This window comes from Mesorhizobium sp. P2_D1, from assembly GCF_056404455.1.
In genome coordinates, this window is the sequence record NZ_JBFUDZ010000059.1 from 1 (window position 1) to 21,927 (window position 21,927).

Consider the following 21,927-nt stretch of genomic DNA (forward strand, 5'->3'; position numbering starts at 1 on the left):
TGCTTTCCCCAAACGCCAACGTTGGACATTGAGCGGAACTTCAAAGCTGCCGATCTCCCCCCTTGCGGGGGAGATGTCCGGCAGGACAGAGGGGGGTGGGACGGAACACGACCTCTCGGGGAAGGCCGCCCTATGACCACCTTCCTCTTCGACGGCCCCGAGACCGCCCCCGTCGCCATCCTGCTCGCCCATGGCGCCGGCGCGTCGATGGATTCTCCCTCGATGACGGCCACCGCCAAGTCGCTGGCGGCGACTGGGTTCCAGGTCGCGCGCTTCGAATTCCACTACATGGCAGCCCGCCGCTACGGGCATCGCAAGCCGCCGCCACGGGCCGAGACGGTGAACCCGGAATATGTCAAGGCGATCGCCGACCTCAGGGCGAAGGGCGTAACCGGCCCGCTCATCATCGGCGGCAAGTCGATGGGCGGGCGCGTTGCCTCGATGGTCGCCGACGAGATGTTTGCCAAGGGCGAGATATCGGGCCTGCTGTGCCTCGGCTATCCCTTTCATCCGCCGGCCAAGCCCGAGCAATTGCGGACCAAACATCTCGCCAACCTGAAGTCGCCGACGCTGATCTTCCAGGGCACACGTGACGAGTTCGGGACGCAGGACGAGGTCGCGACTTACGCGCTTTCCGACCAGATCGAAATCGTCTGGCTGGAGGATGGCGACCATGATCTCAAACCGCGCGAGAGCGTTTCAGGATTTTCGGCGGCCGAACATTTGAAGACGCTGGCCGACTCGGTGAAGGCGTGGACGGGCCGGATCGTTTCCTGAGCCGATGAAAATCGCCTCCTTCAACATCAACAACGTCAACAGCCGGCTGGAGAACCTGCTGGCATGGCTGGCGACGGCAAAGCCTGATGTGGTGTGCCTGCAGGAACTGAAGGCGCGCGACAYGCAGTTTCCGCGYWCSGCATTGGCCGCGGCSGGCTATGGCGCGGTGTGGAAGGGCGAGCCGACCTGGAACGGCGTSGCCATMCTSGCGCGRGGMTCGGAACCCGTGCTGACCCGCGATGCGCTGCCTGGCGACGATGCCGACAAACAGAGCCGCTACGTCGAGGCGGCGGTGGACGGCATCGTCATCGCTTGCCTTTATGCGCCGAACGGCAACCCCCAGCCCGGCCCGAAATTCGCCTACAAGCTCGCCTGGCACGAACGGCTGGAGGCACACGCCGAGCAGCTGTTGGACACCGGCCTACCGGTGGTGCTGGCCGGCGATTACAACATCGTGCCCGAGCCGCGCGACATCTACGCCACCCGCTCCTATGACGACAACGCGCTGGTGCAGCCGGAAAGCCGGGCGTCCTTCGCCCGCCTGATCGAGCAGGGCTGGACGGATGCCCTGCGCAAGAAGCACCCGAAGGAGACGCTCTATACGTTCTGGGATTATCGCCGCAACCGCTGGCCGCGCGACGCCGGGCTCCGGCTCGACCACATCCTGCTGTCGAAGACACTGTCGCGGCGCCTGACCGCCGCCGGCATCGACCGCGAGGTGCGCGGTGAGGATGGCGCCAGCGACCATGCGCCGGTCTGGGTGGAGCTCAGGTCAGCTTGATGGGAACCTCGACGCCGCCGCTTTCGTATGCGCCATTTTGCGAACACCTTTTCCACTGGTAATCTCGTGAACTGAACTTTGCGGCGTGGGGCGAAGCCTGCGATGGCGCCGAGGGGGGCCGATGAACAGAGTCGTCGACAGGCTGATTGCAATCATCCTGCTGGTGGTGGCCGTGGCTTGCGTCTGGCGCGCCTGGCTGGTGCTTGGCGATGCAGTCGTCGTCTGGCGCGGTGTCTCGCCTTCCGCCGGGGCTTCTGCCTCCATCCGGTTGGCCGCATTGCTGGTGGCGGCACTCGCTTGCCTGATTGGCGCTCTGCTGTTCTGGGCAGGTCGTCTGCCGGGGCGCCCGAACCATCAGGCCGGCGCGCCGCTGTTCGGCCGTGCGGCGGAAGTGCAAGACACCGGCAGGCCCGGCCTGCGCAAGGTGTTTCTCGCCCTGCCATTGGTTGTGCTTGCGGTGCTGGCCGTCGACAGGTTCGGCCCCTGGCATGATCGCGGTGGCGAAATTGCCAGCCAGCCCGGCGAACCCAAGCCCAACGAACCGAAGCAGAATGAACCCAAGCCTGCCGAGCCGAAGGGGCAGGACGTCGCCAGTGCGCCGCCGGTCCAGGAACCGGCAGTTCCACCGGCAGCCACGCCGCCGGCGCCATCTCCACCCGCCCCACCACCGGAAGCGGCCAACCCGCCCGCGGCCCTAGAGCCGCCGACTCCGCCCGCGCTCGCGCCGCCAACGCCGCCTACACCCGTTCCGGCACCGCCGGAGGTCGCTGTGATCCCGCCACCGACCGTCGCACCTCTGCCCCCGCCTCCGCCACCGCTGCCGACCGAGCCCGAGGGTCATCGCGAAGCTGTCGTCTGGCTGGCCGTGGCGCCCGACGGGCACACGATCATGAGCGCCAGCACCGACCACACGATCAAGCTCTGGGACATCGCCGGCAAGCATCTGATCCGCACCCTCGGCGTCCACAAGGATATGGTGCGCACCGCGCTGTTCATGCCGGATGGCGTCACCGCGCTGACCGCCGGCGACGACGGCGAGATGGTGCAGCGGAAACTTTCCGACGGCGCTGTGCTGCATGTCTTTTCGGCGGGCGAGAATGGCGGCGTGAACAAGCTGGCGATCAGCCCGGACGGCAAACGTGCCGTGACCGGCCACGAGACCGGCAACGTCATCGTCTGGGACCTGGAAAAGGGCACCGTGCTGCATGTGATGAGCGGGCACGACTGGTCGGTCAGCGCTGTCGCCGTCTCGCCTGACGGCACTCGCGCCGTCTCGGGCAGCATCGATGGCACGCTGAAACTCTGGGACATCGACAGCGGCAAGCAGCTGCGCAGCTGGCATGGGCATGAGCAAGGCACCTATGGCGCCGTGTTCACCGCCGACGGCCATCATCTGATCACCGGCAGCGGCGACTACACAATCAAGCTCTGGGACCTCGACAGCGGCCGCGAAGTGCGCCGCTTCGAGGGCCATGAGGGCACCGTCTACACGTTGGCGCTGTCGGCCGACGGCAAGCGCCTGGTCTCCGGTTCGCTCGACGGCACGGCGCGCCTGTGGGACATGGAAACCGGCAACCAGATCGCCATGTTCGACAGCCAGACCGGCCCGATCTATGCGGTGGCCTTCGCCGCCGACGGCACGGTGCTGACCGGCGGCTACGACCGTACCATCCGCGACTGGCCGGCCGCAGGCGGCGACGGCGTGGTGCTGTTTGCAGGGGCGCCGGGGTGAATGGGGCGCCCGAGGAGCGGCCGGAGCCATTACGGGGCGTGGTCAGCTACAGCTTCCCGCCATGATCGGGTTCGAAACGAAGCAGGACCTCGCGTGCTTCAATATCGACCTCTTCTCGTCTGTCATCTTCGCTGGGATGATCCGCTAATCGGCGCAGATCCTCCTCCAGGCCGCGAAGAACGTCCATCGGCAATCTTTGCACGATCGAGTTGATGCAGTGCCACTTTTGAGTTCCATCCTTTCCCTGAAGGATACGTGAGACCGGATCAATCAGCGGTGTCCCCAAAGTGACAAGGAAATCAGCGATGGGACTAGCCACCGGCCAGTTGCCATCGGCAGTCCACTCCAACAGTTGGTCCAAAATCGGCGCAACCGCCGGATAGCCCGCTTCGACAATCAGAGCGATTGAGTCAAGATCGTGCTTGTCGCGTGGGAGCAGACTCTGTGGGTCAATCATACAAGTCGCTTTCCGCCCATAATCTCTACGCTTTTTGAGTGCTCGAAGATTGCTGTCAATGGCCGCACGCCTGCCAACCATCCTTGACCCTCTCGCCGCCCACGCTATGTTCGCGCCATGTCAGCATCCAGCCTCGCGGACAAAGCGCCGCTCATCGTGATCGACCTTCAGACCGGCATGTTCGACGGCGTGCACGAGCCGCCGATCCATGAGGCGTCAGCCATTGCCGAGCGTGCCCGGGCGGTGATCGACTGGGCGCGGCGCGGCGGGCGCAAGGTCGCCTTTGTCAGGCATGACGGACCGGCGGGCGATCCGCTGGCGCCGGGTGAACCCGGTTGGCCGGTGTGGCCGGCTCTCGGCCAGGCCGTGGACGAGCCGACTTTCGCCAAGAGCGTCGGCAATGCCTTCAGCAATGCAGCCCTTGGCGAATGGGTCGCCGGGCAGGGCGCCGGTGCTGTCGTGCTGCTGGGCGCGCAGACCGATTTTTGCGTGGCTGCGACCGTCAAGGGCGCGATGGCCAGAGGGCTTGGCGTCACCGTGGTCTCCGATGCRCACAGCACATTGGACAGCGCCAGTGAGAGCGCCCGGCAGATCATCACCCGCCACAACGATGAATTCGCCGAGGCCGGCGTCAATCTGGTGACGACGAAGGCACTGGTCGGCGGCTGAAGCTGTAAGGAATTTGGCGGCAGGCTGATCGTCACTTCGCGCGACAACTTGTCCAGCACTGCGGATCGGACGAGACCGCCAGGTGCCTGCCGTGGTCGACGCGGACGGGGGGGCGCATTGTTGGGATGGCTCGGGCGCCCGCGTCAACCAGGGCGGCTCGTACCGCCGCATTGACATCATTGCACATCGCCCGCCGGCCGACACTTCCGCGAAAGCGGAATAGGCCGGGACTAAAGTGCAGATTCGGCGTCCTGGTCATCACGGCGTGAGACAGTTTCTCGTTCTTGCCGCATCGGGCGATTTTCCTCAATCCCAAACTGGCCGGCGGGTTGCTGTCGATTCGAAAAGGCGGCTGGATGTTCCGCCGAGCGCGCAGCCCGATCAGTTTGCCGCGCTGCGATCGGTCGCCTGAATCGATCGGGCGGGAAGGGACGACAGCGCACGTTGATCCGACGGCTGCTCGTTGAGGTAGAGCGTGCCGCCCAGGACGAGAAACACCATTCCCACCGCCATCAATCCCACCATCAGCACGGCAATCGCCGTGACCGGGCCGTTGCCTGTTTTGACGACGGTGGATCGATGCGGCATCGTTCTGTCCTCCCGATATGGATCCGGCGGCGCCGGCGACATCGCGACAAACGACAGCCAAAGCGAGATGTTCCCTTCTCCTGACGTCAATCCGGGCCACATCGGCCGTTTGCGTTTTCGCCTAGGACCAAGGTCTTAGGTGCCAGCCGCAAAGGTCCGAGGGGCCCTGTTCGGTTCCGGCAATGTGCATTGGACGTTCCGGTATTTTAGTCAAACGCGATATAATGACGCGGTCGTTTCGCGTGGTCGGGATCGGGAAAAAACTTAGCCGGCCAAGCGTCTTCGCCGCAATCGCGGCACCAAAAATGGCCCCCGCTGGGCAGCCCTGACACCACAGGCACAGCGCGGCAACGGCCGCCACCACCGCCGCCACGGGGGCGCAGTATGCCAAGGCCGGAACCAACCGCCGGCGCTTCGCGTTTTGAGTGTGACCTGTGAGGACTGCCACCTCCGGCCACACTGTCTAAGGCCCGCTTTGCTCCCAGCAAGGCGGGCCTCTTTCATGTCGGAGCTTTCGGCGAAAACAAGAAAGGCGGCTGGAACGACACGGTGCGCTCTACGTTGGCTAGGCAATGAAAATATTGAGGCCGATCCAGCGCCGCTGGCGACGGCCTTTGAAGCCCATGCCATGGGGCGTTCTCCGGTGACCCGTGTAGCTGTTGGCAGTTCTGTGTGCGATTCAGCACCGATCTGCATAATTTATCTACGAGCTCCGGAAGCTTTTGTGCCTATTAGACCGAAGCTGGATCAACAAGCGTCAATATCAGGTCGATTTCGTGATGCTTTCAATTCGGGAATTGAAATGGAACCTCACGGTGGCGGCGGAGTTTTCATCCAGGGCGGAGTTCCGATGAATACAATGGAGGCTATGATGAAACATTATCTTTCGAGTGCTGCGGCCGCGATCGTCCTGATGGGCGGCATTGGTGTGGCGATGGCGGAAAACGTCGTCGTCGTCCAGCCTGAGCAGGAGACGGTCGTTCGCCAATACATCAAGAAGGAGCCGCTTGCGTCGGTGAACCTGCTGGGCGTCGAACTCAAGCTTGGCTCGTCGGTGCCCGACACGGTCGAATTGCGTCAGGTGCCCGACGTCAAATATCGCGTCGCCGTGATCAATGACCAGACCGTCCTGGTCGATCCAGAGACACGCCAGATCGTCGAAGTCCTGCACTGAGTGAGGACCGGCGCATTGGCCGACACACACCGGGATTGCCCGCGTTGGGTTGTCTTGGGAGGAGCCCGTCACCAGACATTCGCGTCGGTGGCGGGCTTTCCTTTGAGGCAGGTTTTGCCGTGGTCTATTCGGCGGCCAGCTTGTCCTGCGTGTTCGTCTCAAAATCGCGGGCGTCGTGGCGCTCATGCAGCTGCATGGCGGGTTCACCGAAGGCGCGGTTGACCATGCGGCCGCGCTTGACCGCCGGGCGTGCGTCGATCGCCTTGGCCCAGCGCTGAACGTGCTTATACTCCTGCACGGACAGAAACTCGCCGGAATCATTGTACATGCGGCCGAGCGCCAGCCCGCCATACCAGGGCCAAACCGCCATGTCGGCGATGCTGTAGTCCTTGCCACCGAGATATTCGGTTTCGGCCAGCCGACGGTCGAGCACGTCCATCTGGCGCTTTACCTCCATCGAGAAGCGGTCGATGGCATATTCGAACTTCTCCGGCGCATAGGCGTAGAAATGGCCGAAGCCGCCGCCCAGATAAGGTGCCGAACCCATCTGCCAGAATAGCCAGGAAAGCACCTCGGCGCGGGCCGGCTGTTCGGTCGGCAGGAATTCGCCGAATTTTTCGGCGAGATAGACGAGGATCGAGCCGGATTCGAAGATGCGCACCGGGGTCTTGCCGCTGCGGTCCATCAAGGCGGGAATCTTTGAATTGGGATTGACCTCGACGAAGCCGCTGCCGAACTGGTCGCCATCGTTGATGCGGATCAGCCAGGCATCATATTCGGCGCCCTTGTGGCCGCGCGCCAGAAGTTCCTCCAGCATGACGGTCACCTTGACGCCGTTCGGCGTCGCCAGTGAATAGAGCTGCAGCGGGTGCTTGCCGACTGGCAGGTCCTTGTCGTGCGTCGGCCCGGCGATCGGCCGGTTGATGCTGGCAAAGGCGCCGCCATTCGCCTTGCTCCAGGTCCATACTTTCGGCGGGGTGTAGTCGGTCATCTCGGGGCCTCGTGGGGAAGATTGGGCAGGTCGCCCTACAACTAGGGTTTCAGAGGGGGAAGTTCAACTTGCGTTGAACTATTGTTGACGGAGGCTCCGTTTTCCCTTCCCCTGGTGGGGTGATCAGCCGGATCGCGAAGCGAATTCATCATGCCAGTGGCCGCGCGAACCGCTTCTCACCCCTTGCACCATCTCCCTTGCGGCATACCTATAGAATTATCACCTATCCAGGAATGACAGCATGACCATCAATCCCAATCCGCGCTCGGTCGTTGCCGTGCGGGCCACCGTTCCGGAGGATGCCTTTACGGCGGGTGCCCTTGGCACGCTCAGGGAAGGCAGCGGTGTCGTCATCCGCAACGACGGGCTGGTGCTGACCATCGGCTATCTCATCACCGAAGCGGAAGAGGTCTGGCTGACCAGTCATGACGGCCGCGTCATCCCGGCGCACGCGCTTGCCTATGACCAGGAATCGGGCTTCGGCCTGGTGCAGGCGCTGGCGCCGCTCGGCCTGCCGGCGGTGGCGCTGGGCGATGCCGGCAAGGCCAGGATCGGTGACGCCGTGGTGCTGGCCGACGGCGTCGGCCAGTCGGTGCAAGCCAGGATCGTCACCAAGCAGGAATTCGCCGGCTATTGGGAGTATCTGCTCGACGAGGCGATTTTCATCGCGCCCGCGCATCCGTCCTGGGGTGGCGCCGGGTTGTTCGGCGCCGACGGCTCGCTGCTCGGCATCGGTTCGCTGCGCCTGCAGATGAGCCGCAACGGCGAGGTCGCCGACATCAATATGGTGGTGCCGATCGACCTGTTGCCGCCCATTCTCGACGATCTGCTAACGCGCGGCCATGTGGCCAGGCCGCCGCGCCCGTGGCTCGGCGCCTTGTCGGCCGAAAGCGACGGCAAGGTGGTGGTGATGAGCGTTACCGAAGGCGGCCCGGCCGCCAAGGCCGGCCTGCGCCAGGGCGACATCATCTCCGACATCCGTGATGGCGCGGTCGATGGGCTGGCCGATTTCTATCGCAAGCTTTGGGAGAGCGGCTCGGCCGGCGCGGAGATCCCGATGCGGGTGCTGCGCGACGGCCGCGAAACCTGGCTGCGCGTCAAATCGGCCGACCGCGGCAGTTTCCTCAAGAAACCGCAGCTGCAGTAGGCATCGGCCGGGGCATTTCGTTGCATCCCAGTCGGCCGCTCAGCGCGCCAGCGGGCTGTCCCAGACGACAAACAACAGCGCTTTCAGCTGGGCAAAGCGTTCCGGTCCGAGCTCGGTGCGCCACTCTTCCTCGATGTCGCGCAGGATATCGACCATTTTCCAGAAGGCGGCGTGTCCGCGTTCGGTGGACCGCACCACGCGCGCACTGCCTTCGCCCGGAATGTCGGAGCGCATGAGATAGCCGTAACCTTCGAGACTGCTAAGCAGCTGGTTGATGGCCTGCTTGCTCATGCCTGCGCGCTCGGCGATGGTGCCCGGGCGCGCGCCGTCCGGCCCGGGAAACTGCAGCACCGCCATATGCGGCAGGCGCAATTCGTCGAAGCCGGCGGCGTTGAGCTCCTTGATCAGCCGGCGCTGGATCACCTGGGCCGGCACGCGCAGCAGCGCACCGATCAGCAGGTCCTCGGTCTTGGTCTGCAGAACTTCAGCGGATGTGGCCATTGACGATCCGGTAAATTGAGTTTACTCATAGGCGGTAAATGTAATTTACTCGGGGAGCTTGTGCAATGCCAGCCTTGGATCTTCAGGTCAATCCAGCCAACGAAACCATCGGTACCAAGGGGCTGTCGGTTCGCTTCCTGGTGTCAGGCGACAGTTCGAACGGCAGCGTCGCCGCCTTCGAATTGATGGTGCCCGGCGCGCAACGGCTGCCGGCGCCGGCGCACAGCCACGACCACTACGAAGAGACGATCTACGGCGTCGACGGGGTGTTGACCTGGACCGTCGACGGCAAGGCGATCGAGGTCGGGCCAGGTGAGGCGCTGTGCATTCCACGCGGCGCCGTTCACCGGTTTGACAACAATGGCACCAGGGATGCCAAGGCGCTTTGCGTCATCACGCCGGCGGCGATCGGCCCGGACTATTTTCGCGAGGCCTTTGCGGTGCTCAATGCTGCCGCCGGCGGCCCGCCGGACAAGCTCAAAATGATGGACATCATGCGCCGGCACGGATTGACGCCGGCAGCGCCGCCACCGACGTGAAGCCGGTCGAAGAGACGCCGGTCACCCGTCGCAAGCGCTGAAATCAGCACCCGGGTTCCAGTCCTTGAAGGCGACGGTTCGGCCTTCCACCGAGACGGTCCTGTGCTTCGAGCTGCCGTCAGGCTGCGTCTTGCTGCTGGTGCCCTTGCCGGTCAGCACGTTGTACTCACAGGCGCTGGCGACATTATCCTGCTGGAAGTCCTCGTAGTCATAGGCAAAACCGGCGACGATGAAGGCACCGTTGCGCCAGGCGATGGTCAGCGTCATGTTGGTCCGCTGGCCGCCGATCGGCATCGCCGGCAGATAGAACTTGATCGACCCGTTCGGCAGCATCGTCAGTTCCGGCTCGGTGTCTGAATTTTCGTAGCCCGGCCGGTCGTAACCGTTCCATTCGCCGAGGATCTGCTCGTGCACGATTTCGACGGGCTTGAGGTAATTGTGCTCCTTGTCCCTGAGGAAGAAGTGGATGTCCATCGGATTGCCGGGCTGGGTCTCGACGACCATGGCAAGGTCGACGGCGCCGTCGCCGTTGAAGTCGCCGGTCACCGCCGTGATGATTTTCAGGGTGTCGTTCGGTTCGCCGAGGGCAGCTGTGGGCAACAGCATCGCCAGGGCGAAGAGCAGAGATTTCATGATGTGTTCCCAAGCGTGTGGAACAGGACCATCGCAGGTCTGCGAGATTTCGACAGCGGGTGGAGGAAAATATTTTCGGCCGAGGGGCGGCCTAGTCGCGTTGCGCACTCGCAAACACCACCAGGTTCCCGTCGGGGTCGCGCAGGCGCATGATGTAGAAATCGTCGGCTTCCTCGATCGGGCCGGGTTCGAGGCCTGCAGCCATCAACCGCTGCCGCTCGGGCGTCAGCGGCAGCACGCCGAGCGTCAGCGTGCTGGTGCCGGCCTTGTCCCTGTCCTCGAAGAGCTGCACCTCAGCGCTGTCGCTGAACTGCCATTCGGCCAGGCCCGGCATCGGCCGGCGCAGCGGCGACTTGCCGAAGAGCTTTGCATACCAGGGGATGCTGGCTTCGAGGTCGGCGCAGCTGACATGGGCGAAAATGGTCTGGATTGTCATCGGGAACCTCCATCCGGCGGTTGCACTTAAGCCGGAACGCGGCGATGGGTGGTGCGTTCCATCGTCATCCGCCAGCAGGCTTTGCTGCTGCCGAAAACTGACAGGGGCCCATGTCACGATGCTGAAGGATGATGTTTGGCACGATGCTGGAGGCAAGATGACGGTGATGCGAGCCGCAACCGCAGCCAGCGGGCAGGCCGGCTGATGGCGCCGGTCAAGGTCGATCCCGACAAGGTCAGGGAGTTTCCGGACGCGGCCAGCTTCCACGCCTGGCTCGGCAAGCACCACGCCACGGAAACCGAGGTGTGGATCAAAATCCACAAGGTGGGGTCGGGACTGAAGTCGATCACGCCGAAAGAGGCCATCGACGTGGTGCTGTGCTTCGGCTGGATCGACGCGGTGCGCAAGGGGCTCGACGACAACAGTTTTCTGCAGCGCTACACGCCGCGCGGCAGGAAGAGCATCTGGAGCCTGATCAACATCGACAATGTCGCGCGGCTGGTCGAGGAGGGCCGCATGACCGAGCATGGGCTGAGACAGGTCGAGGCAGCCAAGGCCGACGGCCGCTGGGCGCGCGCCTACGGCAGCGGCAAGGAGATGAAAATCCCCGATGACCTGCAGTCCGCGATCGACGCTGAACCCAAGGCGAAAGAGATGCTGGCAAAGCTCAGCGCTCAGAACCGCTTCGCGCTTGCCTTTCGCACCCACAACATGAAGACCGAAGCTGGCCGCAAAAAGAAGATCGAGACCTTCGTCGCGATGCTGAAGCGCGGCGAGACGATCCATCCGCAGGGCAAGAAGTAAGTCCTTTCAGGCGCCGGACTGCGGGCGCTTTGCGTTTAGCCGCACCCGTTTCACACTTTCTTGGAATTGCTCCAGCCACGGTGGATATTGGCCGCCTCGGGCTTTCGGGTGCCATGCAGTCGATCAAGGCGCTGATGACGGCCGGCTGCGTCAGATCGAGGTCGATTCGCCGCCGCCGAGAAGGACCCTGTCTCCGCCACTCGCGGGAACGTTCGCAATCCCGATACGATGTCCACTCTCACCCCATACTTTTTGACATAGACCTTATGTCCCGGATCCCAGGCGGGAGGCGCTTTACATGATTATGGATATCATATATCCTTAAGGATATTAAATATCCTCAAAAGGAGAGAGCAGTGACACAGCGCCTGAACGTCGCCCAACAATCGCCTGAGCTATTCAAGAAGTTTCTCGACTTCAGCATGGCCGAGGCGCGCAGCGTGATCGAAGAGAAGATCCGCGATCTGGTCCATATCCGGGCGTCCCAGATCAATGGCTGCGCCTTCTGCCTCGACATGCATGTCAAGGAAGCAAAGATCCACGGCGAGAGCGAGTTGCGGCTCTACCATGTCGCCATCTGGCGGGAATCGAACCTTTTCATTCCTCGTGAACGTGCCGCCCTTGCCTGGACCGAAGCTGTCACGAAGCTCCCCGAAGGCGGTATTCCGGACGAGCTCTATGAGCGTGTGCGTGCGCAGCTTTCGGAAAAGGAGATCTCCGACCTGACCTTCTCGATCATGGCCATCAACGCCTGGAACCGTGCTAACGTCGCCTTCAAGACCGTGCCCGGCTCTGCGGATAAACTCTACCGCCTCGACAAGGCAGGCCTGAACTAACCCCGTCCTTCTGGCAGACCCATCAATCGATGCGGCTCGACGTGGCGGCCGCTAACGGAGAAGTCTTATGAAAATCGTCATCATCGGGGGCACCGGCCTCATCGGTTCCAAGACAGTCGAACGCCTGCGCAAGCAGGGCTGTGAGGTGATCGCCGCCTCCCCGAATACCGGTGTCAACACCATCACCGGCGAAGGTCTGGAGGCAGCGCTCGCGGGCGCCGAGGTCGTGATCGACCTCGCCAACTCACCCTCCTTCGAGGACAAGGCCGCGATGGAATTCTTCGAGACGTCGGGCCGCAACCTGCTCGCGGCGGACAAGGCTGCCGGCGTCAAGCATCACATCGCGCTCTCGGTCGTCGGAACCGAACGCCTGCAGGACGTCGGCTATTTCCGCGCCAAGCTCGCCCAGGAAGAGCTGATCAAGGCTTCCGGCATTCCCTACACGATCGTTCATTCCACGCAGTTCATGGAGTTCCTGGCTGGCATCGCCCAATCGGGTACGGTCGGCGACGCCGTGCATCTGTCGCCGGCCTATGTACAACCCATCGCGTCCGATGACGTCGCCGACGTCATGGCCGGTGTCGCGCTCGCCGCGCCGATCAACGGCATGATCGAGATTTCCGGTCCGGAGCGCGTGCGAATGAGCGAGCTCGTCGCCCGCTACCTGAAGGCTGCCGGCGATCCTCGCAAGGTCGTGACTGATCCGGATGCGCTCTACTTCGGCGCGAGGCTGAACGACACGTCGCTCGTCTCCGACAACAATCCCCGTCTCGGCCGCATCACCTTCGAGCAATGGTTCGCCACCTCGGCGCGGAAATGACCGTCACGATGCGCCGCAGCTTCGGGGGCGGCGTTCCACTCAACGCATGAAAGGAGTTTCGAAATGATCAAATCAATCGTTGCCGCCCTTATCGTCACGGCTGCCTTGGCAAGCCCGGCCGCAGCCGAGGACACAGGCGGGAAGGCCGCCAAAGTCACGCTCGTCTATGAACATGAACTGCCGAATGTCCCCGGCAAGAGCATCAAGGGCATTCTGGTCGAATATGGTCCCGGCGGTCACTCGGAAGCGCACACCCATCCGACCTCCGCCTTCATCTATGCAACGGTTCTGGAAGGCTCCATCCGCAGCCAGGTCAATGACGGCCCGGTCAAGGTCTACAAGGCCGGCGAGAGCTTTTCGGAATTGCCGGGCGATCGCCACAGTGTGAGCGAGAACGGCAGCAAGACCAAGCCCGCAAAACTACTGGCAGTCTTCGTGGTCGACACCAACCAGAAGGAACTGACCTATCCTGTCAAGAAGTAGGCCGACCAGGCAAGTAGGCCGGGCGCCCATCCTTGCGTCCGGCCGTGCCGGTAGACTGAAATCATGCCGGCGAGTCAATGTCGGGTGATCACCGCCCAGTGCTCTCCACGCTCCCGTGGCCGGCATTTTCGCGTGGCATCCTCAGGGTGCCCGATGGCCCGCCTGTTGTCTGTAAGAAGGACTAGCCATCCGTCACGATCTGCCATTTCCATTCATCCGGCGCGCTCCAGCACCCATTCAAAGCTGCTCTTCCAGAGTTCGGCTGGAATCTCCTGCGCCAGGGCCTCGGTGAGATCGGAAAGCTTGACGCTGCGCAATTTTGCCCGCCAGGCCTCGTCGGCTTCCCACATGATGCGCGACACCGCGCAAGGGCTGCTTTCGCAATAGTCCTGCGGACGGCATGGGTTGTTTGCGCGGATGTTGTTGCACACGAACGTCGGCGACTTGCCCTCGACCGCTTCGACAATATCCAGGAAGGTCAGTTCAGCCGGTGTCCGCGCCAATCGATATCCACCTGATGGACCCAGCGTCGTATGGACCAGGCCCGCCTGCGACAGGCTTTGCAGGGCCTTGGATAGATACTCCTTGGGAAGGCCGTGGAACTCGGCAAGCGCTTTTGTTGAGAGATAGCGCCCCGCAGGCAGGCCTGCGAGAATGGCGCAGCAGTGCAGCGCCCATTCGACTTGGCTTTTCAGGATCATCGATGAATTCCGGGGTCGATACTGACCGAGCGTTATTAAGGATACAAAATATCCCTATTCTGCCGCGGTGTAAACAGACGGGCTCCCGGTCCCGCTTGAGTGGGGTTTCAGCATCGTCCGCAGGGCAAGAGGTAAGCCGTTCAGGCCCCGGAATGCGGGTCAGTGCTGTAGGGATGGACCGGATAGCCGGGACCGATGGCGTCCCGCACGCGGCCAATCCACGCCATGACCGCCGGATAGTCCGCCAGCGAGAAGCCGCAATCCTCGGCGCGATGGCTGTAGGCATAGACAGCGATATCGGCGATCGTGAAGTCGTTTCCGACGAGAAACGGGGTGTCGCCAAGGCTGCGGTTCATGGCGGCGAGGGTGCGGGCTCCGGCTTCGCGCTTGCCTGCAACCATGCCCTGGTTGCGCTCGAGGCGTCCGGTCAAGGTCCAGAAGCGCAGCGAGCCGATGACCGGTTCGACATTGTATTGTTCGAAGAACAGCCACTGCATGACCTTGGCGCGCTGATAGCGGTCAGCCGGCAGAAGGGGCGTCCCTTCGGCGAGGTAAGTCAGGATCGCGTTGGATTCCGCGATGGCGCTGCCGTCTTCGAGCTGGAGCACGGGGACGGCACCGGCAGGATTGAGCTCAAGGAAGGCGTCGGCGTGGCTCTCGCCCTCGAAAATCGAGACCTTGCGACTGTCATAGGGGATCTTGAGCAGCCCGAGCAGAACCCGGACCTTCCAGCCATTCTGCGATGGCAGATAATCATGAAGCTTGAGCATGGCTGGTCCTCGTGATGGATCAACCATCGCATGGCGTGCCGCCCGCCCACCACCCGATTCCTGCACGCCATCGCATGAAGACTGCGATCCCCGCCCCCTAATAAATCACTTCCGCGCGTGCCATCTTTCTCGCGAAGCAATCGACATGCCGGGAGCAGCAGATGCACACGCAATCCAGCAAGGTAGCGCTTGTTACCGGCGCCAATCGCGGCATCGGGCTCGAGACCGGGCGCCAGTTGGCGAAGCTCGGCTTCACCGTTCTGCTCGGCGTGCGGGACCTCGCCAAAGGCGAAGCGGCGGCACGAGGGCTCGATGGCCATGTCGAGACCATCGCGTTCGACGTCGCGGCGCCCGACGCGGCGGCACTGGCGGCGGCGGATGTCGAGCGCCGGTTCGGCCGTCTCGACGTGCTGATCAACAACGCCGCGATCCACTACGACACCGGTTCGCGGGCGTTGCTGCCGGACTGGAAGGTGATCCGCGAGGCGTTCGAGACCAATGTCTTTGGCGCCTGGCGGGCCGCGTCCGCCTTCGCGCCGCTGCTCAAGGCCGGTGGCCATGGCAGGCTGGTCAACGTTTCTTCCGAGGGCGGTTCGCTGGCCTCGATGGGGGCGGGGGCGCCGGCCTATTCGACATCGAAGGCGACGCTCAACGCGCTGACCTGCGTGCTGGCGGCCGAACTGCGCGGCGCCGGCGTGCTGGTCAACGCCGTCTGCCCCGGCTGGGTCGCCACCGACATGGGCGGGCCGGGCGGGCGGCCCGTGGCGCAAGGAGCAGCGGGCATCGTCTGGGCGGCGACCTTGCCGGACGACGGTCCGACCGGCGGTTTCTTTCGCGACGGCAAAAGGCTGCCGTGGTGAGGCTTCCGGACGCGGGCATGATCGGCGGAGGACAGATTCAGCCGGTGTCTGGTTTCGGACGGCTCACTTGTTGAATCGTTGAACCGCTGTAAGGTCTTGATTTCACGCAGTTCTGGGCGGAATGCCAGCTTTCGAAAAACCGCGCAAGAAAAAAGCCGTCCTCGCTTTTGCGAGTGGCGGCCTTTCCCTGGGAGGAAGTCAGAGAGAGAAGGGCGATCAATAAGCCTTGGCGAGCTTGCTGCCGTCCTTCTTGTGGGGGGTGCTTCTTGAGGTGTTGAAAGCCTGGGCTTCAAAAACTGGTTTCATAGATCTGATCTCACTCAGCCTCATCGTCCGGCGTCACCCCAAGCAGCTCCAGAGCGTTGGCCAGCGTCCTGATGCCTTGCGCCTGCTTGCGCTCGGCACAGAAGCGGATGGCTGTCTTCTGCAGTGTCGTTGCCTCGGCGACCTCGGCTGTCTCGGCTTTCGTCTGGATGACTTCGTCGAGTTGATGACTGAGCCGGTCGCAGTGCTCGCTGCGGGTGATGGCGGCTTTTGCTTCCGACGGTCCGATCGCGGTGACGGCAAGCGACATGCCGAGCAGGGCACCCGTCCATCCGTTAGAACCTCGTTGCATTGCCGGTAACATCCGTTGGCGTTGTGCCGCGACCATTCCGGCTGCAGCGGGGATGCTTATGCCAGCCGATCTTTTCGCCAGTTTTTCCGAACTGTTGAATCTTGTTTCTGGATTGTGTCCGGGGACGGTCTTGGTTTCTCCCACAAGAAGGAGGGAAGTGCCCCCGCTGCGGCGCTTGCGCCTCTTCCTCTGGCGCCCGCCATCGCGTATGGCCCCGGGGAAAATCCTTCCAAGTTCCAAGCCCCCGGAAATCGCATGATCAGACTGGAAAGCATCAGCAAGCAGAATGGCCGTCAGCTTGTCTTCATCGAAGCGTCGGCGGCGCTGCAGAAGGGCGAGAAGGTCGGCCTCGTCGGCCCCAACGGCGCCGGCAAGACGACGCTGTTTCGCATGATTACCGGGCAGGAACAGCCCGACGAAGGCCAGGTGCAGGTCGATCGCGGCGTCACCATCGGTTATTTCAGCCAGGATGTCGGCGACATGGAAGGCCATAGCGCGGTGGCCGAAGTGATGAACGGCGCCGGGCCGGTGAGCGAAGTGGCGGCCGAGATGGCCGCACTCGAGGCCGCCATGGCCGACCCCGACCAGGCCGACCAGATGGACGATATCATCGAAAAGTATGGCGAGGCGCAGCACCGTTTCGAGGAGCTCGATGGCTATGCGTTGGACGGCCGCGCGCGCGAGGTGCTCGATGGCCTGGGTTTCAGCCAGGAGATGATGGACGGCGATGTCGGCAAACTCTCCGGCGGCTGGAAGATGCGCGTGGCGCTGGCCCGCATCCTTCTGATGCGGCCCGACGCCATGCTGCTCGACGAGCCGAGCAACCATCTCGACCTCGAAAGCCTGATCTGGCTGGAATCCTTCCTGAAGAACTATGATGGCGCATTGCTGATGACCTCGCACGACCGCGAGTTCATGAACCGCATCGTCAACAAGGTGGTCGAGATCGACGCCGGTTCATTGACGGCCTATTCCGGCAATTACGAATTCTACCAGCAGCAGCGGGCGATCGCCGACAAACAGCAGCAGGCGCAGTTCGAGCGCCAGCAGGCGATGCTGGCTAAGGAGATTGCCTTCATCGAGCGCTTCAAGGCGCGCGCCTCGCACGCCGCCCAGGTGCAGAGCCGGGTGAAGAAGCTCGACAAGATCGACCGCGTCGAGCCGCCCAAACGTCGCCAGACGGTGTCGTTCGACTTCCAGCCGGCGCCGCGCTGTGGCGAGGATGTCGTGACGCTGAAGAGCGTCCACAAGGGTTATGGCAGCCGCAGCATCTATGAAGGGCTCGATTTCCAGGTCCGCCGCCGCGAGCGCTGGTGCATCATGGGCGTCAACGGCGCCGGCAAGTCGACGCTGTTGAAGCTGGTCGCCGGTGCGTCCGAGCCCGACGCCGGCACCGTGGCGCGCGGCCCAAGCGTCAAGATGGGCTATTTCGCCCAGCACGCCATGGAATTGCTGGAAGGCGAGCGCACCGTGTTCCAGACACTGGAGGACGCGTTCCCACAGGCCGGCCAGGCGCCGCTCAGGGCACTCGCCGGCTGCTTCGGCTTTTCCGGCGACGAAATCGAGAAGAAATGCCGGGTGCTGTCAGGCGGCGAGAAGGCGCGGCTGGTGATGGCGCTGATGCTGTTCGACCCACCCAACCTGCTGGTGCTCGACGAGCCGACCAACCATCTCGACATCGCCACCAAGGAGATGCTGATCACGGCACTCTCGCAGTACGAAGGCACCATGCTGTTCGTGTCGCACGACCGGCATTTCCTGGCGGCGCTTTCCAACCGCGTGCTGGAACTGACGCCAGAAGGCATCCACACTTATGGCGGTGGCTATACCGAATATGTCGAGCGGACGGGGCACGAAGCGCCGGGGCTAAGGAGCTGAGGGCGCCGAGCCACTACCCCGCGGCCAGCCATTTGCGCGACTGGGCGAAGGTCTTGAAGGCCTTCGCCTCCATCGGGCGGCCAAGAAAATAGCCTTGCAGGATATCGCAGCCAAGCTCCTTCAGGATGCGCGCGTGCTCCATCGTCTCGACGCCCTCGGCAACCACTTCGATGCCGAGCGATTTGCCGATCTCGATGATCGACGACACCAGCTGTCGCTGCGCGGTTGAGCCGGTGATGGGCGTGATCAGTTGGCGGTCGATCTTGAGGCGACGCGGCTGCAATTTGAGCAGGGAAACGATCGAGGCATAGCCGGTGCCAAAATCGTCGATCTCGATGTCGATGCCGAGCTCCTTGATGTGCTCGATGTTCCAGGTGACGAGATCGTCGTTCTCGTCGAGGAAGATGGACTCCACCAGCTCGAACGACACCGTTCCTTCCTTGATGGCGAGCTCGCGCAAACCCTTGATCAAGTCCTTGTCCTCCAGGCGCCTGGCCGAGACGTTGACCGAGACGCGCGGGATGTTGAGATGGCTGCGCGACCAGCGCTCGAAATTCTCCAGCGCATCCTTGAGGACGATGCGGTCGATCAGCGCCACGACATTGAGCTCTTCGGCCACCTTGAGATAGGCGTCGGGGGCCAGGATGCCGCGTCGCGGATGCTTCCAGCGCGACAACGCTTCGACGCCGACGATCTCGAGCGTCCTGGCGTCGAATTGCGGCTGGTAGTAGGCGACAAATTCATCCCGCTCCAGCCCGCCCAGGATCTCGTCGGCGACCTGCTTGGTCCGCACGATCTCGCTCTGCAGTTCCTCGTTGAAGAACTCGTAGCGGTTGCGGCCACGGCCTTTCGCCCGGTAAAGCGCGAGATCGGCGTTGACGAGCAACTGCTTTGCGTCGACGCCGCTGTTGGCGGCAATGCCGATGCTGACCCCGAACCGGCACTGATGGCCCCGGTAATAGACAGGCTGGCGCATCTCCTCGATGATGCGGTCGGCGAGTGCCGAGAGCTCGTCGTCGTCACGTCCATGGCTCACCACGACGAATTCGTCGCCGCCGATGCGCGCAACGAAATCGCCAGAGCCGGCATTGGCCTTGATGACCTTCGAGGCATGCATCAGCATCGCGTCGCCCGCTGCGTGCCCGAGCGTGTCATTGATCTGCTTAAAGCGGTCGAGGTCGAGATGCAGCAGCGCCATGCGGTCGTGTTGGCCGGTTTCGGCCAGCATCTCGTCGAGATAGCGGCGGTTGGGCAGGCCGGTCAGTGAATCGTGCAACGCCACATGCTCGATATGCGCCTTGGCGAGCTTCAGTTCGGCGTTCTTCGATTCCGACAGCTGGCGCTCGCGAATGAGGTTCTCGTTGAGCTGCACATCGCTGGTCACGTCCCATTCGGCGCCGATCAGCTTGGGCGTGCCGCCAATGTCCTGGAAGAAGCTGGCGCGCGTGCGCACATGACGGACGGCGCCGTCGGGGCGCAGGAGCCGGTATTGCGAGAAGTAGGGGCCTTTTGTCGTCGCGGCCGAATCGAAGTCCTGCTTTGCCCGCTCGATGTCCTCTGGGTGGATCGCCAGCGCCCAGTCGTTGTAGCCGCGTGGCTTGCCGTCGGCCGGCTTGCCATAGATTTCGTTGACGCGGTCGTCCCACAGCAGTTCGTTGGTGGCGAGGTCGTGCTCCCAAACGCCGATGCCCGAGGCGTCCAGCGCCAGCTCCAGGCGACCGGACAGGCGCCTCAACTCGGCGTCATTCCTTTGCCTTTCGCCAAACAGCCGCCCGGCCACCAGGATCGGCAGTACCACCAGCGAGCCGGCAAGTGCCATGAGCGCCCGCAAGGTCCACTGATTTTTCGGTGCCGCTGGCCAGCCGTCCTTGGGGATGGCCGAAATCTGCCAGGAACCCGAAGGCAGCTGCACATCGGCCGCTACGGGATTGCCGGCGACGACAGTGCCGTTGCCGAAGAAACGTTCGCCCCCGCCGCCCAACGCATCCTTGCCGGTGAGCGCGACATCGATGTCGAGATCGGGATCGGCCAATCCGCTCGCCGCGTAGAGCCGGTCAACATCGACAACTGCCGAGACGATGCCCCAGAAGCGGTCGCCGCCTCCCGCCGTCGGCACGAAGACCGGGATGCGGCCGATGAAGCCGCGCCCGCCTTGCGCCAGCTTGACCGGTCCGGCAAATACCAGCACGCGCTGGTCGCGCGCCCTGAGCGCTGCCAGGCGTTGCTCCTCGTTCTTGCGGTAGTCGAGCCCGATTGCCTTCTCGTTGCCTTTCATCGGGTACATCAGTGAGATGACCAGGTCGGGCGCGCCGGCGATGTTGTGCAATTGCGATTTCTGCTCGAACAGATTGCCTGCGAGCGACGCAAATCTCTGCTGGCCCATGTAGGGCTCTGTAACGATGGCCGAGACGAGCCCCTGAACAAGCTGGAGATTGCCGTTTATGTTGCCTTCGAGCTTGGCGCGGATGACGTTGACCTTGGCCAGCACATCGGCGCGCGCCAGTTGGTCGGAGACCTCCCTGTTCTGCTGGTCGGCAACGACGGCGCAGACCATGAGCACAACAAAGGCTATTGCCGCCGGCAAGTTGGCGGAAGAAAATACGGCCTGTCTCAAGCGGCCGAGACTGTATCGCGTTGTGGCCAATTCGACCCGGGTACCTTTGCTGGACAATAGCTCGTCGGTCGATCCTAGTAGCAAACGCTTAAATTTAACCTTCCAGGCCAGCCTGAAGTTTCAGCATCGTGCCAATGCCGGCATTTCAGCCCGCAGGCTGAACCAGTGCGTGACGAACCGGCGCCGTTTGGACTTCTTCACGGTCAATGCCGACCGCTAAAGGTTCGCCCCAGAGAAAATGCGCGATGCCCAGTCGAGGAAGACGCGAAGCCGCGGCGAGAGCTGCCTGTTTTGCGGGTAAAGCGCTGACAGCGGTGTCGGCGAGGGCGGGTAGTYGGCCAGCACCTCGACGAGCGTCCCATCGGCAAGGTCCTTCTCGAAGCGATAGCGCGGTGCCTGGATGAGGCCAAGTCCAAGCCGTGCCAGATCGGCGGCGGTGTCGGAATTGTTGGCGGCGACGCGGCCCGGCAACCGGATCTCGCGGGTCTTGCCGGCGACGGTGAATTCGAAGGGAAGGGTCTCGCCGGTGCGCGACGAGACGAAGCCGACTGCCTGGTGACCGTCCAACGCATCGGGGGAGATCGGCATGCCGTGGCGTTCGAGATAGGCGGGACTGGCGCAGGTGATCTCGCGGATCATCGCCAGGCGCCGCATGATCATGCCGCTGTCGGGGGGCTCGCCGACACGTATCACGCAGTCGACGCCCTCGCGCACGAGATCGACCAGCCGGTCGCTCTGGCCGATCTGCAGGTCGATGCGGGAATAGCGCGCGAGAAACTCGGGCAGGCGCGGCAACAGGAATGTGCGGGTGAGCAGCGTGCTGGCGTCGATCCGCAGCAGCCCGTAGGGCTCGGCATTGCGGAAGGCGGCCTCGGCATCCTCGATCTCGGCAAGGATGGACAGGCACCGCCGATAATAGGCCTCGCCGTCCTGCGTGGCATTCACCTGCCGCGTCGTTCGCTCCAGCAGGCGCGCGCCGAGATGCTCTTCGAGCCGCCGGATCGCTTCCGTCGCGGTCGAGCGCGGCAGGCCGAGATCTGCCGCGGCGGCGGTGAAGCTGCGCCGCTCCAGGACGCGAACGAAGAGCCGCATGGTGTCCAGACGATCCATGGTCTTTGTT

The 21,927-nt window shown here is 63.3% G+C and carries 25 protein-coding genes and 1 pseudogene; 14 read left to right on the plus strand and 12 right to left on the minus strand.

Going from position 1 to position 21,927, the window contains the following annotated elements; translation table 11 throughout:
- Positions 1-132: 132 nt before the first annotated feature.
- The 3 genes from AC1D0I_RS27860 to AC1D0I_RS27870 all read left to right on the plus strand — a co-directional run bounded on the left by AC1D0I_RS27860 (position 133) and on the right by AC1D0I_RS27870 (position 3,290).
- Complete coding sequence (locus tag AC1D0I_RS27860; protein WP_477399167.1) at positions 133-777, plus strand: alpha/beta hydrolase family protein; 645 nt, start codon at positions 133-135, stop codon at positions 775-777.
- A 4-nt stretch (positions 778-781) separates the two neighbouring features.
- Positions 782-1,558 (plus strand): exodeoxyribonuclease III, encoded by a 777-nt coding sequence (locus AC1D0I_RS27865; RefSeq protein ID WP_477399169.1) that lies wholly within the window; start codon positions 782-784, stop codon positions 1,556-1,558.
- A 121-nt stretch (positions 1,559-1,679) separates the two neighbouring features.
- Positions 1,680-3,290, plus strand: coding sequence for a WD40 repeat domain-containing protein (locus AC1D0I_RS27870; protein ID WP_477399171.1), 1,611 nt, complete (start codon positions 1,680-1,682; stop codon positions 3,288-3,290).
- Positions 3,291-3,336: 46 nt separating this feature from the next.
- On the opposite strand, the gene AC1D0I_RS27875 is transcribed toward AC1D0I_RS27870, so the two are convergent.
- Positions 3,337-3,747: a DUF5071 domain-containing protein gene (locus tag AC1D0I_RS27875; protein ID WP_477399173.1), complete on the minus strand. Its 411-nt coding sequence runs from the start codon at positions 3,745-3,747 to the stop codon at positions 3,337-3,339.
- 117 nt (positions 3,748-3,864) lie between these two features.
- Between AC1D0I_RS27875 and AC1D0I_RS27880 the strand changes: the two genes are divergently transcribed.
- On the plus strand, positions 3,865-4,416 hold the full coding sequence (locus tag AC1D0I_RS27880; RefSeq protein ID WP_477399175.1) for an isochorismatase family protein: 552 nt from the start codon (positions 3,865-3,867) through the stop codon (positions 4,414-4,416).
- Positions 4,417-4,797: 381 nt separating this feature from the next.
- Here the strand turns inward: AC1D0I_RS27880 and AC1D0I_RS27885 are convergent, their stop codons facing one another.
- The gene (locus tag AC1D0I_RS27885) at positions 4,798-5,004 is read right to left on the minus strand and encodes a hypothetical protein (protein WP_477399177.1); all 207 of its coding nucleotides are present in this window, start codon (positions 5,002-5,004) and stop codon (positions 4,798-4,800) included.
- A gap of 871 nt (positions 5,005-5,875) precedes the next feature.
- On the opposite strand from AC1D0I_RS27885, the gene AC1D0I_RS27890 reads away from it, so the two are divergent.
- A complete protein-coding gene (locus tag AC1D0I_RS27890; RefSeq protein ID WP_477226733.1) occupies positions 5,876-6,178 on the plus strand; it encodes a DUF1236 domain-containing protein in 303 nt (100 codons plus the stop codon).
- Between the two features lie 124 nt (positions 6,179-6,302).
- Here the strand turns inward: AC1D0I_RS27890 and yghU are convergent, their stop codons facing one another.
- A complete protein-coding gene (gene yghU, locus AC1D0I_RS27895; RefSeq protein ID WP_477399179.1) occupies positions 6,303-7,169 on the minus strand; it encodes a glutathione-dependent disulfide-bond oxidoreductase in 867 nt (288 codons plus the stop codon).
- 241 nt (positions 7,170-7,410) lie between these two features.
- On the opposite strand from yghU, the gene AC1D0I_RS27900 reads away from it, so the two are divergent.
- Positions 7,411-8,316, plus strand: a complete 906-nt coding sequence (locus AC1D0I_RS27900) for a S1C family serine protease (protein WP_095091217.1) — start codon at positions 7,411-7,413, stop codon at positions 8,314-8,316.
- 39 nt (positions 8,317-8,355) lie between these two features.
- On the opposite strand, the gene AC1D0I_RS27905 is transcribed toward AC1D0I_RS27900, so the two are convergent.
- Positions 8,356-8,817 (minus strand): MarR family winged helix-turn-helix transcriptional regulator, encoded by a 462-nt coding sequence (locus AC1D0I_RS27905; RefSeq protein WP_477399181.1) that lies wholly within the window; start codon positions 8,815-8,817, stop codon positions 8,356-8,358.
- A 65-nt stretch (positions 8,818-8,882) separates the two neighbouring features.
- Here AC1D0I_RS27905 and AC1D0I_RS27910 point away from each other — a divergent pair, with 65 nt between their 5' ends.
- Positions 8,883-9,356 carry a cupin domain-containing protein gene (locus AC1D0I_RS27910; protein ID WP_477301513.1) on the plus strand — a complete coding sequence of 158 codons (474 nt, stop codon included), beginning with the start codon at positions 8,883-8,885 and terminating at the stop codon, positions 9,354-9,356.
- 21 nt (positions 9,357-9,377) lie between these two features.
- Here the strand turns inward: AC1D0I_RS27910 and AC1D0I_RS27915 are convergent, their stop codons facing one another.
- Entirely contained in the window at positions 9,378-9,989 is a 612-nt protein-coding gene (locus tag AC1D0I_RS27915) for a hypothetical protein (RefSeq protein WP_477399182.1), read from the minus strand.
- A gap of 91 nt (positions 9,990-10,080) precedes the next feature.
- Complete coding sequence (locus AC1D0I_RS27920; protein ID WP_477399184.1) at positions 10,081-10,425, minus strand: VOC family protein; 345 nt, start codon at positions 10,423-10,425, stop codon at positions 10,081-10,083.
- Positions 10,426-10,629: 204 nt separating this feature from the next.
- On the opposite strand from AC1D0I_RS27920, the gene AC1D0I_RS27925 reads away from it, so the two are divergent.
- Entirely contained in the window at positions 10,630-11,229 is a 600-nt protein-coding gene (locus AC1D0I_RS27925; RefSeq protein ID WP_477399214.1) for a YdeI/OmpD-associated family protein, read from the plus strand.
- Positions 11,230-11,353: 124 nt separating this feature from the next.
- Here AC1D0I_RS27925 and AC1D0I_RS27930 read toward each other — a convergent pair.
- Positions 11,354-11,465: pseudogene (locus AC1D0I_RS27930) on the minus strand (helix-turn-helix domain-containing protein); the annotation flags it as partial.
- Positions 11,466-11,585: 120 nt separating this feature from the next.
- On the opposite strand from AC1D0I_RS27930, the gene AC1D0I_RS27935 reads away from it, so the two are divergent.
- The 3 genes from AC1D0I_RS27935 (at position 11,586) to AC1D0I_RS27945 (ending at position 13,368) form a co-directional block, all read left to right on the plus strand.
- Positions 11,586-12,065, plus strand: a complete 480-nt coding sequence (locus tag AC1D0I_RS27935; protein WP_477399186.1) for a carboxymuconolactone decarboxylase family protein — start codon at positions 11,586-11,588, stop codon at positions 12,063-12,065.
- Between the two features lie 67 nt (positions 12,066-12,132).
- Positions 12,133-12,885 carry an SDR family oxidoreductase gene (locus tag AC1D0I_RS27940; protein WP_477399188.1) on the plus strand — a complete coding sequence of 251 codons (753 nt, stop codon included), beginning with the start codon at positions 12,133-12,135 and terminating at the stop codon, positions 12,883-12,885.
- A gap of 63 nt (positions 12,886-12,948) precedes the next feature.
- A complete protein-coding gene (locus AC1D0I_RS27945) occupies positions 12,949-13,368 on the plus strand; it encodes a cupin domain-containing protein (protein WP_095091763.1) in 420 nt (139 codons plus the stop codon).
- A gap of 212 nt (positions 13,369-13,580) precedes the next feature.
- Here the strand turns inward: AC1D0I_RS27945 and AC1D0I_RS27950 are convergent, their stop codons facing one another.
- Both AC1D0I_RS27950 and AC1D0I_RS27955 read right to left on the minus strand, forming a co-directional pair.
- The gene (locus AC1D0I_RS27950) at positions 13,581-14,069 is read right to left on the minus strand and encodes an RrF2 family transcriptional regulator (protein WP_477399190.1); all 489 of its coding nucleotides are present in this window, start codon (positions 14,067-14,069) and stop codon (positions 13,581-13,583) included.
- A 140-nt stretch (positions 14,070-14,209) separates the two neighbouring features.
- Positions 14,210-14,839 (minus strand): glutathione S-transferase family protein, encoded by a 630-nt coding sequence (locus AC1D0I_RS27955; protein ID WP_477399192.1) that lies wholly within the window; start codon positions 14,837-14,839, stop codon positions 14,210-14,212.
- A gap of 161 nt (positions 14,840-15,000) precedes the next feature.
- On the opposite strand from AC1D0I_RS27955, the gene AC1D0I_RS27960 reads away from it, so the two are divergent.
- The gene (locus AC1D0I_RS27960) at positions 15,001-15,699 is read left to right on the plus strand and encodes an SDR family NAD(P)-dependent oxidoreductase (protein ID WP_477399194.1); all 699 of its coding nucleotides are present in this window, start codon (positions 15,001-15,003) and stop codon (positions 15,697-15,699) included.
- A 316-nt stretch (positions 15,700-16,015) separates the two neighbouring features.
- Here the strand turns inward: AC1D0I_RS27960 and AC1D0I_RS27965 are convergent, their stop codons facing one another.
- Positions 16,016-16,315 carry a hypothetical protein gene (locus AC1D0I_RS27965; protein ID WP_457150289.1) on the minus strand — a complete coding sequence of 100 codons (300 nt, stop codon included), beginning with the start codon at positions 16,313-16,315 and terminating at the stop codon, positions 16,016-16,018.
- 255 nt (positions 16,316-16,570) lie between these two features.
- Here AC1D0I_RS27965 and AC1D0I_RS27970 point away from each other — a divergent pair, with 255 nt between their 5' ends.
- Positions 16,571-18,193: an ABC-F family ATP-binding cassette domain-containing protein gene (locus AC1D0I_RS27970; protein WP_477399196.1), complete on the plus strand. Its 1,623-nt coding sequence runs from the start codon at positions 16,571-16,573 to the stop codon at positions 18,191-18,193.
- A gap of 13 nt (positions 18,194-18,206) precedes the next feature.
- Here AC1D0I_RS27970 and AC1D0I_RS27975 read toward each other — a convergent pair whose 3' ends face one another.
- Positions 18,207-20,747 (minus strand): bifunctional diguanylate cyclase/phosphodiesterase, encoded by a 2,541-nt coding sequence (locus AC1D0I_RS27975; protein WP_477399198.1) that lies wholly within the window; start codon positions 20,745-20,747, stop codon positions 18,207-18,209.
- On the opposite strand from AC1D0I_RS27975, the gene AC1D0I_RS27980 reads away from it, so the two are divergent.
- A complete protein-coding gene (locus AC1D0I_RS27980; protein WP_477399199.1) occupies positions 20,746-21,027 on the plus strand; it encodes a hypothetical protein in 282 nt (93 codons plus the stop codon). The genes AC1D0I_RS27975 and AC1D0I_RS27980 overlap by 2 nt on opposite strands.
- Here the strand turns inward: AC1D0I_RS27980 and AC1D0I_RS27985 are convergent.
- Entirely contained in the window at positions 21,024-21,917 is an 894-nt protein-coding gene (locus tag AC1D0I_RS27985) for a LysR family transcriptional regulator (RefSeq protein WP_477399201.1), read from the minus strand. The genes AC1D0I_RS27980 and AC1D0I_RS27985 overlap by 4 nt on opposite strands.
- Positions 21,918-21,927: the final 10 nt, after the last annotated feature.

Bases quoted from the DNA above. Each gene is read 5' to 3' on its own strand.
- AC1D0I_RS27925 (WP_477399214.1), top strand. From the start codon at position 10,630: ATGGCGCCGGTCAAGGTCGATCCCGACAAGGTCAGGGAGTTTCCGGAC.
- AC1D0I_RS27945 (WP_095091763.1), top strand. From the start codon at position 12,949: ATGATCAAATCAATCGTTGCCGCCCTTATCGTCACGGCTGCCTTGGCA.
- AC1D0I_RS27980 (WP_477399199.1), top strand. From the start codon at position 20,746: ATGAGCACAACAAAGGCTATTGCCGCCGGCAAGTTGGCGGAAGAAAAT.
- AC1D0I_RS27915 (WP_477399182.1), bottom strand. From the start codon at position 9,989: ATGAAATCTCTGCTCTTCGCCCTGGCGATGCTGTTGCCCACAGCTGCC.
- AC1D0I_RS27885 (WP_477399177.1), bottom strand. From the start codon at position 5,004: ATGCCGCATCGATCCACCGTCGTCAAAACAGGCAACGGCCCGGTCACG.
- AC1D0I_RS27975 (WP_477399198.1), bottom strand. From the start codon at position 20,747: ATGGTCTGCGCCGTCGTTGCCGACCAGCAGAACAGGGAGGTCTCCGAC.
- AC1D0I_RS27875 (WP_477399173.1), bottom strand. From the start codon at position 3,747: ATGATTGACCCACAGAGTCTGCTCCCACGCGACAAGCACGATCTTGAC.
- AC1D0I_RS27900 (WP_095091217.1), top strand. From the start codon at position 7,411: ATGACCATCAATCCCAATCCGCGCTCGGTCGTTGCCGTGCGGGCCACC.
- AC1D0I_RS27905 (WP_477399181.1), bottom strand. From the start codon at position 8,817: ATGGCCACATCCGCTGAAGTTCTGCAGACCAAGACCGAGGACCTGCTG.
- AC1D0I_RS27870 (WP_477399171.1), top strand. From the start codon at position 1,680: ATGAACAGAGTCGTCGACAGGCTGATTGCAATCATCCTGCTGGTGGTG.
- AC1D0I_RS27960 (WP_477399194.1), top strand. From the start codon at position 15,001: ATGCACACGCAATCCAGCAAGGTAGCGCTTGTTACCGGCGCCAATCGC.
- AC1D0I_RS27910 (WP_477301513.1), top strand. From the start codon at position 8,883: ATGCCAGCCTTGGATCTTCAGGTCAATCCAGCCAACGAAACCATCGGT.
- AC1D0I_RS27860 (WP_477399167.1), top strand. From the start codon at position 133: ATGACCACCTTCCTCTTCGACGGCCCCGAGACCGCCCCCGTCGCCATC.
- AC1D0I_RS27940 (WP_477399188.1), top strand. From the start codon at position 12,133: ATGAAAATCGTCATCATCGGGGGCACCGGCCTCATCGGTTCCAAGACA.
- AC1D0I_RS27955 (WP_477399192.1), bottom strand. From the start codon at position 14,839: ATGCTCAAGCTTCATGATTATCTGCCATCGCAGAATGGCTGGAAGGTC.
- AC1D0I_RS27965 (WP_457150289.1), bottom strand. From the start codon at position 16,315: ATGCAACGAGGTTCTAACGGATGGACGGGTGCCCTGCTCGGCATGTCG.
- AC1D0I_RS27950 (WP_477399190.1), bottom strand. From the start codon at position 14,069: ATGATCCTGAAAAGCCAAGTCGAATGGGCGCTGCACTGCTGCGCCATT.
- yghU (WP_477399179.1), bottom strand. From the start codon at position 7,169: ATGACCGACTACACCCCGCCGAAAGTATGGACCTGGAGCAAGGCGAAT.
- AC1D0I_RS27970 (WP_477399196.1), top strand. From the start codon at position 16,571: ATGATCAGACTGGAAAGCATCAGCAAGCAGAATGGCCGTCAGCTTGTC.
- AC1D0I_RS27920 (WP_477399184.1), bottom strand. From the start codon at position 10,425: ATGACAATCCAGACCATTTTCGCCCATGTCAGCTGCGCCGACCTCGAA.
- AC1D0I_RS27890 (WP_477226733.1), top strand. From the start codon at position 5,876: ATGAAACATTATCTTTCGAGTGCTGCGGCCGCGATCGTCCTGATGGGC.